The sequence below is a fragment of the Pseudomonas sp. NY15372 genome (genome assembly GCF_048068215.1).
GTDB lineage: Bacteria > Pseudomonadota > Gammaproteobacteria > Pseudomonadales > Pseudomonadaceae > Aquipseudomonas > Aquipseudomonas guariconensis_A.
This window is the reverse complement of record NZ_JBLUPY010000021.1, coordinates 38,792-54,654: the sequence shown is the minus strand read 5'-3', so window position 1 is coordinate 54,654 and position 15,863 is coordinate 38,792. Positions and strand designations below refer to the sequence as shown.

At 62.8% G+C, this 15,863-nt stretch carries 17 protein-coding genes; 6 read left to right on the top strand and 11 right to left on the bottom strand.

The annotated features are described in order from the left end of the window. Positions 1-27: 27 nt before the first annotated feature. From ACNFG0_RS15480 to ACNFG0_RS15470, 3 genes are all read left to right on the top strand, one after another. A complete protein-coding gene (locus ACNFG0_RS15480) occupies positions 28-621 on the top strand; it encodes a phosphoheptose isomerase (protein ID WP_043207486.1) in 594 nt (197 codons plus the stop codon). Then, positions 618-1,196 (top strand): BON domain-containing protein, encoded by a 579-nt coding sequence (locus ACNFG0_RS15475; protein ID WP_196156191.1) that lies wholly within the window; start codon positions 618-620, stop codon positions 1,194-1,196. The genes ACNFG0_RS15480 and ACNFG0_RS15475 overlap by 4 nt, the downstream gene beginning before the upstream one ends. 125 nt (positions 1,197-1,321) lie before the next feature. After that, positions 1,322-1,540, top strand: coding sequence for a YgdI/YgdR family lipoprotein (locus ACNFG0_RS15470; RefSeq protein WP_084857259.1), 219 nt, complete (start codon positions 1,322-1,324; stop codon positions 1,538-1,540). A 53-nt stretch (positions 1,541-1,593) separates the two neighbouring features. Here ACNFG0_RS15470 and ACNFG0_RS15465 read toward each other — a convergent pair whose 3' ends face one another. The 7 genes from ACNFG0_RS15465 to rplM all read right to left on the bottom strand — a co-directional run bounded on the left by ACNFG0_RS15465 (position 1,594) and on the right by rplM (position 6,471). Next, on the bottom strand, positions 1,594-2,025 hold the full coding sequence (locus ACNFG0_RS15465) for a ClpXP protease specificity-enhancing factor (protein WP_196156193.1): 432 nt from the start codon (positions 2,023-2,025) through the stop codon (positions 1,594-1,596). A 10-nt stretch (positions 2,026-2,035) separates the two neighbouring features. Next, the gene (locus ACNFG0_RS15460) at positions 2,036-2,659 is read right to left on the bottom strand and encodes a glutathione S-transferase N-terminal domain-containing protein (RefSeq protein ID WP_196144360.1); all 624 of its coding nucleotides are present in this window, start codon (positions 2,657-2,659) and stop codon (positions 2,036-2,038) included. Positions 2,660-2,782: 123 nt separating this feature from the next. Next, positions 2,783-3,565: a cytochrome c1 gene (locus ACNFG0_RS15455; protein WP_196144361.1), complete on the bottom strand. Its 783-nt coding sequence runs from the start codon at positions 3,563-3,565 to the stop codon at positions 2,783-2,785. Continuing rightward, positions 3,565-4,776 carry a cytochrome b gene (locus tag ACNFG0_RS15450; RefSeq protein WP_196144362.1) on the bottom strand — a complete coding sequence of 404 codons (1,212 nt, stop codon included), beginning with the start codon at positions 4,774-4,776 and terminating at the stop codon, positions 3,565-3,567. Before ACNFG0_RS15450 ends, ACNFG0_RS15455 begins: the two co-directional genes overlap by 1 nt. Beyond that, on the bottom strand, positions 4,776-5,369 hold the full coding sequence (petA, locus tag ACNFG0_RS15445; protein WP_196144363.1) for a ubiquinol-cytochrome c reductase iron-sulfur subunit: 594 nt from the start codon (positions 5,367-5,369) through the stop codon (positions 4,776-4,778). Before petA ends, ACNFG0_RS15450 begins: the two co-directional genes overlap by 1 nt. A gap of 266 nt (positions 5,370-5,635) precedes the next feature. Continuing rightward, on the bottom strand, positions 5,636-6,028 hold the full coding sequence (gene rpsI, locus ACNFG0_RS15440; RefSeq protein ID WP_054893989.1) for a 30S ribosomal protein S9: 393 nt from the start codon (positions 6,026-6,028) through the stop codon (positions 5,636-5,638). 14 nt (positions 6,029-6,042) lie between these two features. Beyond that, positions 6,043-6,471 (bottom strand): 50S ribosomal protein L13, encoded by a 429-nt coding sequence (rplM, locus tag ACNFG0_RS15435; protein WP_043207468.1) that lies wholly within the window; start codon positions 6,469-6,471, stop codon positions 6,043-6,045. Between the two features lie 257 nt (positions 6,472-6,728). Here rplM and ACNFG0_RS15430 point away from each other — a divergent pair, with 257 nt between their 5' ends. After that, positions 6,729-7,769, top strand: coding sequence for an NADP(H)-dependent aldo-keto reductase (locus ACNFG0_RS15430; protein WP_196144364.1), 1,041 nt, complete (start codon positions 6,729-6,731; stop codon positions 7,767-7,769). 301 nt (positions 7,770-8,070) lie between these two features. Continuing rightward, positions 8,071-8,967 (top strand): GlxA family transcriptional regulator, encoded by an 897-nt coding sequence (locus tag ACNFG0_RS15425; protein ID WP_196144475.1) that lies wholly within the window; start codon positions 8,071-8,073, stop codon positions 8,965-8,967. A 216-nt stretch (positions 8,968-9,183) separates the two neighbouring features. Here ACNFG0_RS15425 and zapE read toward each other — a convergent pair whose 3' ends face one another. The 3 genes from zapE to ACNFG0_RS15410 form a co-directional block, all read right to left on the bottom strand. Next, the gene (zapE, locus tag ACNFG0_RS15420) at positions 9,184-10,278 is read right to left on the bottom strand and encodes a cell division protein ZapE (protein ID WP_196156782.1); all 1,095 of its coding nucleotides are present in this window, start codon (positions 10,276-10,278) and stop codon (positions 9,184-9,186) included. Positions 10,279-10,362: 84 nt separating this feature from the next. Continuing rightward, the gene (locus ACNFG0_RS15415) at positions 10,363-11,712 is read right to left on the bottom strand and encodes a tryptophan--tRNA ligase (RefSeq protein ID WP_416765492.1); all 1,350 of its coding nucleotides are present in this window, start codon (positions 11,710-11,712) and stop codon (positions 10,363-10,365) included. A gap of 25 nt (positions 11,713-11,737) precedes the next feature. Next, positions 11,738-12,373 (bottom strand): alpha/beta hydrolase, encoded by a 636-nt coding sequence (locus ACNFG0_RS15410; protein WP_416765490.1) that lies wholly within the window; start codon positions 12,371-12,373, stop codon positions 11,738-11,740. A gap of 135 nt (positions 12,374-12,508) precedes the next feature. On the opposite strand from ACNFG0_RS15410, the gene ACNFG0_RS15405 reads away from it, so the two are divergent. Then, complete coding sequence (locus ACNFG0_RS15405; RefSeq protein ID WP_196144368.1) at positions 12,509-12,946, top strand: YhcB family protein; 438 nt, start codon at positions 12,509-12,511, stop codon at positions 12,944-12,946. Positions 12,947-13,057: 111 nt separating this feature from the next. Here ACNFG0_RS15405 and mdeB read toward each other — a convergent pair whose 3' ends face one another. Next, a complete protein-coding gene (gene mdeB / locus ACNFG0_RS15400) occupies positions 13,058-15,745 on the bottom strand; it encodes an alpha-ketoglutarate dehydrogenase (protein ID WP_416765488.1) in 2,688 nt (895 codons plus the stop codon). Positions 15,746-15,863: the final 118 nt, after the last annotated feature.

Here is a 15,863-nt window from a genome sequence, read left to right as displayed (position 1 = left end):
CCACCGCCCCTCTTAAGGTCACACCAGATGGACATGCAATCCCGAATTCGCCGGCTGTTCCAGGCCAGCATCGACACCAAGCAACAGGCGATGGACATCCTGGCACCCCACATCGAGCAGGCCAGCCTGGTCATGGTCAATGCGCTGCTCAACGAGGGCAAGATGCTTGCCTGTGGCAACGGCGGCTCGGCCGGCGACGCACAGCACTTCTCCTCGGAGCTGCTCAACCGCTTCGAGCGCGAGCGCCCCAGCCTGCCGGCCATTGCCCTGACGACCGACAGCTCGACGCTGACCTCGATCGCCAACGACTACAGCTACAACGAAGTCTTCTCCAAGCAGATCCGTGCCCTGGGCCAACCGGGCGACGTGCTGCTGGCGATCTCTACCAGTGGCAATTCCGCCAACGTGATACAAGCGATTCAGGCCGCGCACGACCGTGAAATGATCGTCGTGGCACTGACCGGGCGTGACGGCGGCGGCATGGCCTCGCTGTTGTTGCCTGAAGATGTGGAGATCCGCGTGCCGTCGAACGTCACCGCGCGAATCCAGGAAGTCCACCTGCTGGCGATCCATTGCCTGTGCGACCTGATCGACAGCCAACTGTTCGGGAGTGAAGAATGATCCCCAAGCGCCTTGGCCTGATGGCCCTGACCCTGTGCCTGAGCCTCTCCGGCTGCAGCTCGGTATTGACCTCGGCCCGCAATTCACCCATCGAGGATGATCGCGGCACCCGCACCATCGGCAGCAAGATCGACGACTCGCTGATCGAAACCAAGGTCTCGGTGAACATCGCCAAGGCCAACGCCGACCTCGACAAAGGCTCGCACATCGTCGTCAGCAGCTACAACGGCATCGTCCTGCTGGCCGGTCAGACCCCGCGCGCCGACCTCAAGAGCCTCGCCGAGCAGACCGCAGGCCAGGTGCAACGGGTCAAGAAGGTGCATAACGAACTGCAGGTCATGCAGCCCTCCTCGATTCTCGCGCGCAACAACGACGCCTGGCTGACCACCAAGATCAAGGCGCAAATGCTCGGCGATGCCAACGTGCCAAGCACGCGCATCAAAGTGATCACCGAGAACGGTATTGTCTACCTGCTGGGCCTGGTGACCCAACAGGAAGCCAACGCCGCCACCAGCGTGGTGCAAGGCGTGTCGGGCGTGCAGAAGATCGTCAAGCTGTTCGAGTACATCGATTGACACCCAATTGCATCGCCGGCAAGCCGGCTCCCACCCGCCGCGCGCGGCCTTGCCTGTGGGAGCCGGCTTGCCGGTGATGAGGCCATGAAGCAACACCAGCGTTCAACCCAAACCAGGAAGTACCCATGAAGAAGTCCCTGCTGTCCGTCCTCGCAATCGGCGCCTTCGCCGCCCTGGCCGGCTGCTCCACCCCAAGCCAGATCACCCTCAACGACGGCCGTGAATTCCAGACCACCGATGCTCCGGAATACGACGCCGATTCGGGCTTCTACGAGTTCGAGCAACTGGACGGCAAGCGCACCCGCGTCAACAAGGACCAGGTACGCAGCATCAAGGACCTGTAATCACAGGCCCCACACCAATAAAAAAGGCGATCCATCCGGATCGCCTTTTTTGTTTACTTGACCACCTTGAGGCTGGGCCGGCCACTCGGGCGCGGCGGTTGACCACCACCCGCTGGCGGGCCATCGTCGTCCGGCTCGACGCCTTCGTCGTCCAGCTCGTCGTTGTCCATCAACGGCGGCTCCAACTCGAAGACCATGCCTTGACCATTCTCCCGGGCATAGATACCCAGGATCGCGCCCACCGGCACGAACAGCGAATGGGACACACCACTGAAACGACCTTCGAAGCTCACCGCATCGTTGTCCATGTGCAGGCCGCGCACGGCATTGGGGGAAATATTCAGGACGATCTGGCCGTCACTGGCGAATCCCTGGGGCACCTGGACAGCCGGATACTCGGCATTGACCAGCATATGGGGGGTGCAATCGTTGTCGACGATCCACTCGTACAGTGCTCGAACCAGATAGGGGCGACTGGAGTTCATCAACGGCTCCTTAAAGCTTGCGCATTTCACGTTCTGCAGCGGACAGGCTCGCCTGGAAAGGCTCGCGGGCAAACTGCCGCTCCATGTAATCCAACAGCGGCTTGGCCTGCCGCGGCAATTCGATACCCATGACCGGCAACCGCCACAATATGGGTAATAGACAACAATCGACCAGGCTTTGCTCCTCGCTCATGAAGCAGGAGAACTCGCCGAACAACGGCGATACGCCCGTCAGGCTTTCACGCAGGGCCTTGCGCGCCTCGGCACGCGCCGCATCCGTGCTGCGTGAATCGAGAATGGTGTCCGCCAAGACGCACCAGTCGCGCTGGATGCGGTGCATCAGCAAGCGGCTGTTGCCCCGAGCCACCGGGTAGACCGGCATCAAGGGCGGGTGCGGGTAACGCTCCTCGAGGTATTCCATCACCACGCTGGACTCGTAGAGAGCCAGGTCACGATCGACCAGCGTCGGCACACTGCCGTAAGGGTTCACTTCGACCAGCTTGGGCGGCAGACGACCGGGGTCGACGTCGACAATCTGTACACTGACGCCCTTCTCGGCGAGAACAAGGCGTACCCGGTGAGAATAGTGATCAGCGGGGTCGGAATAGCAGGCTAACCTGTTGGTTGCGCCCATGTAACGCCTCCTCGCATGGGGATGCTTTGTGAAACTCCAAATGCAAACGCGCCCTGGAGGGCCCCGACGCATTCGCGAAGGGGCGCCCCAGGGCGCGTTCAACTACCAGAAACTACTGCGTGATCAGTGCACGTCCTTCCAGTATTCGCGCTTGAGCAAGTAGGCGAACACGAAGAAGAAAGCCAGGTACAGCAACACGTAGGTACCGATGCGCTGGCTTTCCAGTTTGACCGGGTTGGCCGAATAGGCCAGGAAGGTCACCAGGTTCTTGACCTTCTCGTCGAACTGCTCGGCCGTCAGGGTACCGGAATTCGGCTCGATGGTCAGCTGGTCGCAGGCTTCATGGGTCAATGGGCTGCCGGTCAGCGGGTCGAATTGCTTCTTGCCGTCGACCACGGTCTGCACTTGCTTGCAGCCGATCACCTGGTTGCCTTGCAGGCCAACCAGCACGTTAGGCATGCCGACGTTCGGGAACACCTTGTTGTTCACCCCATAAGGACGCGACTTGTCCTCATAGAAGCTGCGCAGGTAGGTGTACAGCCAGTCGGTGCCGCGCACACGGGCGACCAGGGTAAGGTCAGGCGGCGCCGCACCGAACCAGGTCTTGGCATCGTCGGGCTGCATGCCGATCTTCATGTGGTCGCCGATCTTGGCGCCGGTGAACACCAGCTTCTCGAGCATCAGCTCGTGCGGGATGTCCAGGTCGTCCGCAACCCGCTCGTAACGCTGGAACTTGGCGCTATGGCACCCCATGCAATAGTTGGCGAAGGTACGTGCACCGTCCTGCATGGCGGCCTTGTCGGTAAGGTCGATATCGACCTTGTCCAGCACCGGGCCGTGCTCGCTTGCGGCAAAGGACAAGGCGGGCATCACTGCCAGGAACAATACTGCTATTAGCTTTTTCATCAGCCAGTCACCCTTTCCGGAACCGGTTTGGTCTTCTCGAGCCTGGTGTAGAACGGCATCAGGAGGAAGTAGGCGAAATACAGCACGGTGCAGACCTGCGACAGCAAGGTCCGACCCGGCGTTGGCGCCAATACGCCCAGCACACCCAGGATCACGAAGGCCACGCAGAACACGAGCAGGAAGATCTTGCTCAGCCAGCCCTTGTAGCGCATGGAGCGCACGGGGCTGCGGTCCAGCCAGGGCAACACGAACAGCACGGCAATGGCGGCGCCCATGGCGATGACGCCGAACAGCTTGTCAGGGACCGCGCGCAGGATCGCGTAGAACGGCGTGAAGTACCACACCGGCGCGATGTGCTCGGGGGTCTTGAACGCGTTCGCCTGCTCGAAGTTCGGTTTTTCCAGGAAGTAGCCGCCCATTTCAGGGAAGAAGAACACCACGGCGCAGAACACGAACAGGAACACCACGACCCCGACGATATCCTTCACGGTGTAGTAAGGGTGGAAAGGAATACCATCGAGCGGCACGCCGTTCTCGTCCTTTTTCTTCTTGATGTCGACGCCATCGGGGTTGTTCGAGCCCACCTCGTGCAGCGCCAGGATATGCAGCACCACCAGGCCCAGGATGACGATAGGCAAGGCGATCACGTGCAGGGCGAAGAAGCGGTTCAGGGTGATGCCCGAGATCAGGTAGTCACCGCGGATCCATTGGGTCAGGTCGTCGCCGATCACCGGAATGGCACCGAACAGCGAGATGATCACCTGTGCGCCCCAGTAGGACATCTGCCCCCAGGGCAGCAGGTAGCCCATGAACGCCTCGGCCATCAGCGCCAGGTAGATCAGCATGCCGAACAACCAGACCAGCTCGCGCGGCTTCTGGTACGAGCCATAGAGCAGCCCGCGGAACATGTGCAGGTACACCACGATGAAGAACGCCGAAGCACCGGTGGAGTGCAGGTAGCGCAGGATCCAGCCGTACTCCACGTCGCGCATGATGTATTCGACCGAGGCGAACGCCTCTTCGGCCGACGGCGTGAAACTCATGGTCAGCCAGACGCCAGTGACGATCTGGTTGACCAGCACCAACAAGGCCAGGGAGCCGAAGAAGTAGAAGAAGTTGAAGTTCTTGGGCGCGTAATACTTGCTCAGGTGGTCTTCCCACATCTTGGTAGCGGGGAAGCGAGCATCAATCCAGTCCATGAACTTGCTCATCACGCGTTCTCCTGATCGACGCCGATGACGATGATGTCATCCGACTCGTACGAGTGCGGAGGCACTGGCAGGTTGAGAGGAGCCGGTTGCGACTTGTAGACGCGACCGGCCAGGTCGTAGTGCGAACCGTGGCAAGGGCAGAAGTAGCCCCCCACCCATTTCGGCCCCAGGTCGGCGGGTGCGACTTCAGGACGGAACGTGGGCGAGCAGCCCAGGTGGGTACACAGACCGACCAGCACGAGGATCTCGGGCTTGATGGCGCGGTTCTGTGGGTCGACATAGGTCGGCTGCACCGACGACTTGGATTCGGGGTCGGACAAATCCCCGGTGATTTTCTTCAGATTGCCGAGGATCTCCTCGGTTCGTCGCACAATGAATACAGGTTGCCCCCGCCACTCAGCCACCATCTGCTGACCCGGCTCGACCTTGGCGATATTGACCTTCACCGGTGCACCTGCGGCTTTCGCCTTGGCGCTGGGGAACCATGACCCCACGAACGGTACCGCAGCCCCCACTGCCCCCGCTGCGCCCACCACGGATGTGGCGGCTACGAGGAAGCGGCGCCGGCCTGCGTTGACGCCGTCATTGCTCATTCAGTCCTCTCCCATCAGCTGCTTTGGCCTGTTGGATCAGGCATCTACTTAGTAATGTCTGTGCACTAAAAATTGGCCGCAATGGTAAGGAACAAGTCCACACACTGACAAGGTGATTACCCCCCGGTTGGGCTGCAACCCTCGCTTTGCTTGATCTGTGTCTATGCGGCAAGTTGTCACTGACATGCTGACAGGTTAGTTCAAGCCATAAAAAAAGCCCGGTTCCAAATATGGAACCGGGCTTTTTTTCGACTGCCGAAGCGGTATTAACGCTTGGAGTACTGAGGACGCTTACGCGCTTTACGCAGACCCACTTTCTTACGCTCGACTTCACGAGCGTCGCGGGTGACGTAGCCAGCACGACGCAGAGCGCCACGCAGGGTTTCGTCGTATTCCATCAGCGCGCGGGTGATACCGTGACGGATCGCACCGGCCTGACCGCTGACACCACCACCGGCAACGGTGACGTAGATGTCGAACTTCTCGACGGTCTCGGTCAGCTCCAGCGGCTGGCGAACAACCATGCGAGCGGTTTCGCGGCCGAAGAAGGTGTCCAGAGGACGGTTGTTGATGGAGATGTTACCAGTACCCGGACGCAGGAAAACGCGAGCGGTTGCGGTCTTGCGACGGCCAGTGCCGTAATTTTGAGTCGCCGACATAATGAACTATCCCGTTAGATCTTCAGTTCTTGAGGCTGCTGAGCAGTGTGAGGGTGAGCAGCACCCGCGTACACTTTCAGCTTGCGGTACATGTCGCGACCCAGCGGGTTCTTCGGCAGCATGCCTTTGACCGCAGTTTCGATAACACGCTCAGGGGCTTTGTCGATCAGCTTCTCGAAGCTGATTTCCTTGATGCCGCCTGGGAAACCGGAGTGGGAGTAGTACATCTTGTCCGAAGTCTTGGCACCAGTGACACGTACCTGCTCGGCGTTGATGACGACGATGTAGTCGCCGGTGTCAACGTGAGGGGTGTATTCTGGCTTGTGCTTGCCACGCAGACGACGAGCGATTTCGGTAGCCAGACGACCCAGGGTCTGACCAGCGGCGTCAACTACGTACCAGTCGCGCTTTACTGTTTCCGGTTTAGCAGTAAAAGTTTTCATTCTCTAAAGCCTCAGAGGCCGCCCAGCGAAAAATAGACGGCGAATCTTACTGGATAGTGCACAGCTTGCCAAGGGCAAGCGCGCAGCCGCACACGGACGCTATTGGGGGCTCGGGTCGGCGCGTCCAATGTTCGACAAGGGTTCCTCCTGCATGGTGGTGCATCACTTCCGCCACACGGAGAGGGGCCGAATTATCCAGATTGCGCAAAAAATTTCAACCTGATTTGATGGCTTCATTTGCAAGGAGACGATGCCTGATGGAATACCGCCAGCTCGGCCGTACCGACCTCAACGTCAGCGCCCTGTGCCTGGGCACCATGACCTGGGGTGAGCAGAACGACGAGGCCGAAGCCTTCGCCCAGATCGCCCTGGCCAAGGCCAGTGGGGTCAACTTCATCGACACCGCCGAGATGTACCCGGTGCCCCCGCGCCCGGAAACCTACGCCGCCACCGAGCGCATCATCGGCAACTGGTTCCGCCGCCATGGCGATCGCGACGACTGGATCCTGGCCAGCAAGGTGGCCGGCCCCGGCAATGGCATCAGCCACATTCGCGACGGCCAGCTCAAGCACAATCGCCAGCACATCGTCGCCGCCCTGGACGAAAGCCTGCGCCGCCTGCACACCGATCGCATCGACCTGTACCAGCTGCACTGGCCCGAGCGCAGCACCAATTTCTTCGGCAAGCTGGGCTACCAGCACTTGCCGCACGACCACTTCACGCCGCTGGAAGAAACCCTGGAGGTGCTCGACGAGCAGGTGCGCGCAGGCAAGATCCGCCATGTCGGCCTGTCCAATGAAACGCCCTGGGGCACGATGAAGTTCCTGCACCTGGCCGAGACCCGCGGGTGGCCGCGGGCGGTGTCGATCCAGAACCCCTACAACCTGCTCAACCGCAGCTTCGAAGTGGGCCTTGCGGAAGTGGCGATCCGTGAACAGTGCGGGCTGCTGGCCTACTCGCCCCTGGCGTTCGGCATGCTCTCGGGCAAGTACGAGGACGGTGCCCGGCCAGAGCATGCGCGCCTGACGCTGTTCAGCCGCTTCGCCCGCTATTCCAACCCGCAGACCGTGGCGGCCTGCAGCCGCTACGTACAACTGGCCCGAGCCCATGGCCTGGATCCAGCGCAAATGGCCCTGGCGTTCGTGACCCGCCAGCCGTTCGTGACCAGCAATATCCTCGGCGCCACCAGTGTCGAGCAATTGCAGAGCAACCTGGCCAGCGCCGAGCTGAACCTGAGCGATGAACTGCTGGCGGCGATCGAGGCGATTCACCAGGAGCAACCGAACCCGGCGCCTTGAGCCGAAAGGGGCCGCTTCGCGACCCAATCGCCGGCAAGCCAGCTCCCACAGGTACGACGCGACCCCAAGGCCTGTAGGAGCTGGCTTGCCGGCGATTGGGCTGCAAAGCAGCCCTCTGCTTCACGGGGTAGACACAATCGCCAAAAAATAAGACGATCCAGCCGGTGATTGACCACTCTACCCTATAAGAACAATGACAATGATGTTCACCCAACCCTCCGCGTCGCTGCGGCGCGTCAGCATCCTGGCCATCGATAAGGTGTTCGCTTCGACCCTCATGCAGGCCAAGGATTTCTTCCACCTGGCCAGCCTGCGCTACAGCAAGCAGTTGGGCCTGGGTCTGCAGCCGATGTTCGACATCTGCCTGGTGAGCCCGGACGGCAAGCCCGTGGACAGCTTCAGCAACGTGCAGGTGCCGGTCGATGGCGGCCTGGACGATGCCGACGTGATCATCCTTCCGGCCTTCTGGGAAGACTTCGACACCCTGCAGCAACGCTACCCGCAGGTACTGCCTTGGTTGCGCGAACAGCACGCCCGCGGCGCCGTGCTGTGCGGGGAGGCCAGTGGCGTGTTCTGGCTCGCCGAAGCCGGCCTGCTCGACGGCAAGGAGGCGACCACCTATTGGCGCTTCTTCAACAGTTTCGCCGAGCGCTTCCCGAACGTGCGCCTGAACCAGGACAAACACCTGACCGATGCCGACAACCTCTATTGCGCAGGCGGCTCCACCTCGGCGTGCGATCTGTACATCTACCTGATCGAGCGTTTCTGCGGCGCCAACGTCGCCCGCGCCGTGGCCCGGGACATCCTCTACGAGGTCCAGCGCAGCTACACACCGGGGCGCATGGGTTTTGGCGGGCAGAAGCTGCATCAGGACCTGATCATCCTGCAGATCCAGCATTGGCTGGAGGAGCACTTCGCCGACAAGTTCCGCTTCGAGGACGTGGCGCGCAACCACGGCATGAGCATTCGCAATTTCATGCGTCGCTTCCAGAGCGCCACCGGCGACAAGCCCCTGCACTACCTGCAGCGCCTGCGTATCGAGACCGCCAAGGGCTTGCTGTCGAGCACGCGCAAGAGCATCAAGACCATCAGCTACGAAGTGGGCTATGACGATGCCAGCTTCTTCGCGCGGTTGTTCCGCCAACACACCGAGCTGTCGCCGAACCAGTACCGGCAGCAGTTCATGCAGGAAGCCTGAATACAAAAAGGGCCGCTTCGCGCCCCAATCGCCGGCAAGCCGGCTCCCACAAGGCCAGCGCAAAACCTGTGGGAGCCGGTTTCCCCCCCCCCCCGCTGGCCCCCTCGCGCGGCGCCCCCCACCCGCCGCCCCGCGGCCCCCCCCCCGCCCCCCCAACCCCGGGGGGGGGCGGGGGCCCCGGCGATTGGCCGCGAAGCGGCCCCCTTGTTCATTGGGTCAAGGCTTGTGCGCGCGCGCCAGGAACTCGTGGGACTGCATCTCCAGCAAGCGGCTCAGGGTGCGCTGGAACTCGAAGCTCAGGCGCCCACCGGTGTACAGGTCCTTGAGCTCCACTTCGGCGGAGATGATCAGCTTCACGTTCCGGTCGTAGAACTCGTCGACCATGTTGATGAAACGCCGGGCGATGTCGTCGGTGGTCACGCCCATCTGCTCGACATTGCTCAGCAGCACGGCGTGGAAGATCTTGCCCAGCTCGATATAGTCGTTCTGGCTGCGCGGGCCGTCGCACAGGGCGCGGAAGTCGAACCAGGCAACGTCGTCGCAGGTGCGGATGGCCTGGATCTCGCGGTTCTCGATCACCAGCACGTCGTTCTCGACCGCCTGCGTGCACTCGGGTGTCAACGCCCGGAAGCTCTGGCGCAGGCTTTCGTGGGCAGCATCGTCGAGCGGGTAGTGGTACAGCTCGGCCTGCTCCAGGTGGCGCAGGCGATAGTCGACGCCGCTGTCGACGTTGACCACTTCGGTGTTCTGCTTGATCAGGGCGATGGCCGGCAGGAAGCGTGCGCGTTGCAGGCCGTCCTTGTAGAGGCCGTCAGGGACGATGTTGGACGTCGCTACCAGGGTCACGCCGTTCTTGAACAGCTCTTCCATCAGGGTGCCGAGGATCATGGCATCGGTGATGTCGGAAACGAAGAACTCGTCGAAGCAGATCACCTTGGCTTCCTCGGAGAAGCGCTTGGCGATGATGGTCAGCGGGTTCTTCTCGCCCTTGAGGGTCTTCATCTCCTCGTGCACGCGCTTCATGAAGCGGTGGAAGTGCGTCCGCATCTTCTGCTTGAAGGGCAACGCCTCGAAGAAGGTGTCGACCAGGTAGGTCTTGCCTCGCCCTACTCCCCCCCAGAAATACAGGCCCTTGACCGGCGCCTGTTCCTTCCTGCCGAACAGCTTGCCGAACACGCCCGGCTTGTTGTTCTGCGCCGCCAGCAGGTCGTCGTACAGGCGCTGCAGGTGACGCACCGCAGTTTCCTGCGCCGCGTCATGGAAGAAGTCGGGACGTTTCAGATCTGCTTGATATCGTTCGAGGGGCGTCATGATTCGTTAGCGAGGCAACAAAAAACGGGCCGTCACTGTAGCGACAGGCCCGCATAATGGCAATTGGCGTTGCGGCGAATTGCCTCAGTCCTGCTGTGGCGCCAGGGCCTCGTGCAGGCTCTGGATGGCCGAATCACGGGCCTCGGCGCTGTCGAACTGCGGCCCGTCGGCAACCTGTTCGCCATTCAGCCAGAGCGAGAAGCCCAGGCCTTCGACACGCACATCGGCTTCACCGCCCTGCTGCAGTTGCTTGCTCACGGCGCCGGCGCTCTTGCCGTCGGCGAAGCTGCGCGAAAGCAGCAGTTGCTCGCCATCGGCCGCCAGCAGGCGGAAGCGGAAGCTGCCATCTTCGTCACGGAAGCTGACGAAACGGGCGCTCTTGGCAGCCTTCTTCTTCACCTCGGTGGACACCTGCACTGCCGTGCGGAACGAACGCAGGCCAACGGCCTCGCGCAGTTGCTCGAGGAACGGCGTGGCGATCTTGCGGGCCTTGGCGGCGCCGGCCAGGAGAATGTCTTCCAGGTCAGAAGGCCGAGCGATCAACTGGTGGTACTGCTCGCGAGGCCCGGCCAGCTGGCCGTCGAGCAACTGGAACAGACGCTGCTTGGCTTCGCCCCAACCCAGCCCCTGCAGCAGCTCTTCACGGAACTCGGCCGATTGCGCCGGGGTAGAGAAGGCCTGGAACAGGGTGAACAGGTGAGCGTTGTCCGGGTCCTTCGGCTCGCCCGGCGCACGCGAATCGGTGACGATGCGCGAGATGGCGTCTTTCATGTCCTTGGCGCTGGTGAACAACGGAATGGTGTTGTCGTAGCTCTTGGACATCTTGCGGCCGTCCAGGCCCGGCAGGGTGGCCACGCTTTCCTCGATCACGGCCTCCGGCAGGGCGAAGAAGTCCTTGCCCTGGCCGAACAGGTGGTTGAAGCGCTGGCCGATGTCGCGGGCCATCTCCACGTGCTGGATCTGGTCGCGGCCGACCGGCACCTTGTGCGCGTTGAACATCAGGATGTCGGCGGCCATCAGCACGGGGTAGCTGAACAGGCCCATGGTCACGCCAGCATCCGGGTCTTCGCCAGCCTCGACGTTCTTGTCTACCGAGGCCTTGTAGGCATGGGCGCGGTTGAGCAGGCCCTTGGCGGCCACGCAGGTCAGGAGCCAGGTCAGTTCGGGGATCTCGGGGATATCGGACTGGCGGTAGAAGGTGACCTTGGCCGGGTCCAGGCCGCCGGCCAGCCAGGTGGCGGCGATTTCCAGGCGCGAGCGCTGGATACGCAGCGGGTCGTCGCACTTGATCAGGGCGTGGTAGTCGGCCAGGAAGTAGAACGAGTCGGCACCGGGCTGCTGGCTGGCGAGGATCGCCGGGCGGATGGCGCCGGCGTAGTTGCCCAGGTGCGGGGTGCCGGTGGTGGTGATACCGGTGAGGATACGCGTAGTCATGGGTGTTCGCTTGATCAGGCTTGGCTCAGTTCGAAAGACGCGGCAGCACCAGATCCTTCAGATCGGTCAGCTTGCCATGGAAGAAGTGTCCGCATTCTGCCACTTTCAGCAGCTCATGGGGGCGCGACAGGTTGTCGGACCAGTCGTATACCAGCTGTGGGTCGACGACCTCGTCGGTTTCCGGCTGCACCACGGTCAGCGGACAACGCTGGGGCAGCGGGAACTGCTCGCTCAGACGCATCACAGCCGGTGCGATCATGAACAGATGTTGCAGCTCGACGGCGTCGGCCTCCAGACGGCCGGCCAGGCTGGCGGCGACGAAACCGCCGAACGAGAAGCCCATCAGTACCAGCGGCAGGCCTGGGTGCTTGGCCCGCAGCCAGGCGGCGGCGGCCTCGGCATCGGCGACTTCGCCGGCACCCATGTCATGGCTACCGGCGCTTTGGCCCACGCCACGGTAGTTGAAGCGCAGGGTGATGTAGCCGGCGTCGCGGGCAGTGCGCTGCAGGGTCGAGACCACCTTGTTGAGCATGGTACCGCCCTGCACCGGGTTCGGGTGGCAGATCAGCACCGCACCGCGGGCATCGGCCCCATCCAGGTACAAGGCTTCCAGCTGGCCGCTGGGGCCATCGATGAACAAGGGGGTTTCGCGGATAAGCAAGGCACAACTCCGTGACCTAGGGAAAGGTCGACTCGTCTAGCTGAAGAATTCTGTTCTGATTTGCGATCGCTCGCGGTATACAGCGCAGGTCTGAGCCGTTAACGTAAAGCAAAGCCGTTTATAGAGGAAGGACTCGTGGAACTCTCGCTCCTTGTTTGGTTGTTGCCGACCCTGGCCCTCGTCGTCGGCGTGGTGGTCGGCTTCGTCGTGGCCCGCCTGCTGCCCAACGCAGCGCCCAGCAATACCCAGCGCCAGCTGGACGATATCCAGCAGCGTTTCGACAATTACCAGAACGAAGTGGTCACCCACTTCAACAGCACCGCCGCGCTGGTCAAGAAACTGACCCAGAGCTACCAGGACGTGCAGGACCACCTGGCCGACGGCGCCAACCGCCTGGCCCTGGATGACCTGACCCGCCAGCGCCTGCTGGCCGCGCTGCACTCCGAAGCCGCGCAGGGTCCACGTGACCGCCTGACTCCGCCGAAGGACACCGCCGAGGTGCCTCGCGACTACGCGCCCAAGACGCCGAACTCGCCGGGCATGCTCGACGAGAGCTACGGGCTCAAGCGCTGAACATCAGAAAGGCCTCGCAAGAGGCCTTTTTCATTGATACCGCCAGGAGCGCTGCACCGACACCGTGGGTAGGAGCGGCCTTGTGCCGCGATCGAGGACAACGTCCTCACCTCAGCGATACCAGGGCGCGATAGCTTCCCCTACCCCATACCGCCCCCTCGCCTGCTCCAGCACCTCCTCACCCAACCGCTGCTGTTTGACCAGGCTATACAACGCCGCCATCACCACGCTGTACCTGTCGACCTCGAAGAAGCGCCGCAACTGCTGGCGGGTGTCGCTACGCCCGAAGCCGTCGGTGCCCAGAGTCATATAGGGCGCCTGCACATACTCGGCAATCAACTGCGGCCAGGCCCGCGCATAGTCGCTGGCCGCGACCACCGGCGCATCACCGGTCAGGCAACGGCTCAGGTGGCTATCTTGCTTTATGCCCTGCCCGCGCACCGCTGCCCGCTGCACATCCCGCGCCTGGCGAGCCAGTTCGCTGAAACTGGTGACACTGAACACCTCGCTGTCGATCTGCCACTCGGTGGCCAACAGCTCACTGGCGGCGATCACCTCACGCAGGATCGCACCCGAGCCCAGCAGCCGCACCGTGCCGCGCGACTGCAGGGCGCGTTGGCTGGCGAAGTGGTACATGCCGCGCAACACATCCGTGTGCTTGCTCTCGGGGAGCGAAGGCTGTGGATAGTTTTCATTCATCACCGCCACGTAGTGGAATTCGTCGTGTTGCTCCACCAGCATGCGCCGGGCGGCATGGTCGAGGATCACCGCCAGCTCACCGGCAAAGCACGGGTCCCAGGCCCGGCAATTGGGGACCAGCGCAGCCATCGCCAGGCTCGAACCGTCCTGGTGTTGCAGCCCTTCGCCACCCAAGGTGGTACGCCCGGCCGTGGCGCCCAGCAACAGACCGCGGGCGCGCTGGTCCGCGGCCGCCCAGATCAGGTCGCCGACCCGCTGGAAGCCGAACATCGAATAGTAGATGTACACCGGCAGCATCGGCTCGCCATGCACCGCGTAGGACGTTGCCGCGGCCACCCACGAGGAAATCGCCCCGGCCTCGGTGATGCCCTCCTCCAGCAACTGGCCATCTTTGGCTTCCCGGTAGGTCAACAGGGAGCCGGCATCCTCCGGCTCGTAGCGTTGCCCGCAGGACGAGTAGATACCGATCTGCCGGAACAGGCTGGCCATGCCGAAGGTACGCGCCTCGTCCGCGACAATGGGCACCACCCGCGGCCCAAGCCCGGGAGCCTTCAGCCAGTGCCCAAGCAGGCGCACCGCGGCCATGGTGGTAGACATTTCCTTGCCCTGGGCGTGCAGGGCGAAGTCGCCGAAGGTTGCCAGGTCAGGCACCGGCAGTCGGGGGCAATCGCTGCGCCGCACCGGCAGTGGCCCACCGAGGGCCGCGCGTCGCTGGCGCAAGTAGAGCATTTCCGGGCTGTCGTCGGCTGGGCGATAGAAACGCAATTGCGCCACCGCTTCGTCCGACAACGGCAGGCGGAAGCGATCCCGAAACGCCAGCAGCGCCTGGACATCCAGCTTCTTGGCCTGGTGCGCGGTCATCCTTGATTCGCCGGCACTGCTCATGCCGTAGCCCTTCTTGGTCTTGGCCAGGATCACCGTTGGCCGGCCCTTGCAGGCCTTGGCCGCGGCATAGGCCGCATGCAACTTGCGAAAATCATGGCCACCGCGCTTGAGGGCGTTGATCTGCTCGGAGCTCATGTGCGCCACCAGCCGTTGCAGGGCCGGGTGCTGGTTGAAGAAGTGCTCGAGGTTGTAGGTGCCGTCCTTGGCGCCGAGGGTCTGGAACTGCCCATCCGGCGTCGCGGCCAGCTGGCGCAGCAGCACGTGCTCATGGTCGCGGGCGAACAGCGGGTCCCATTCCGACCCCCAGAGCACCTTGATCACGTTCCAGCCGGCCCCACTGAACAATGCCTCGAGTTCCTGGATGATCTGGCCGTTGCCGCGTACCGGGCCATCCAGCCGCTGCAGGTTGCAGTTGACGATGAAGGTCAGGTTGTCCAGCCCCTCCCGCGCCGCCAGGGTCAGACCGGCGATGGATTCCGGCTCGTCCATCTCGCCGTCGCCGAACACGCCCCAGACATGCCGTGAGGCCGTGTCGGCCAGGCCGCGATGCTGCAGGTAGCGCATGAAGCGCGCCTGGTAGATCGCATTGATTGGGCCGATGCCCATGGAGCCGGTGGGAAATTGCCAGAAATCGGGCATCAGCCAGGGGTGTGGATAGGAGCACAGCCCGTTGCCGGCGACCTCCTGGCGATAATGGGCCAATTGCGCCTCGCTCAGGCGCCCTTCGAGAAAGGCACGCGCATAGATACCCGGCGCCGAGTGGGGCTGGAAGAACACCAGGTCGCCGGTACGCTGCTCACCACCACCCTCGCCGCGGAAGAAATGCTGGAAGCCGACCTCGAAGATCTCCGCCGCCGAAGCGTAGCTGGCGATGTGTCCGCCCAGGTCGCCATAGGCATGATTGGCTCGCACCACCATGGCCAGGGCGTTCCAGCGCAGGATGCCGGTGATGCGCTCGTCCAGCTCCAGGTCACCGGGGTAGGCGCCCTGCTGCTCTACCGGCAAGGTGTTGCGGTAGGCGGAGAATGGCTGGGCATCGCGCGCCAGGCCCAGCTCCAGGGCATGGCTCTGCAGGCGCTGCAACAGGTAGCGCGCCCGCGCCGGGCCGCAATGGGCCAAGGTAGACTCGAGCGCCTCGCACCATTCGGCGGTCTCGGCCGGGTCATTGTCCAGGTCGATCTCTTGAGCCGAGGATGGCTCGTTCGGGTTGATCATTGCCACCACCGGGCTTCCCCTTCACTTTCCAAGATTCGCGGTAAACCCGCGCCTAAGAACAACCCATGACTATTTGATTGGCGGGCCCGCTCCTACAGGGTTCGCCAGGGGTTCACCT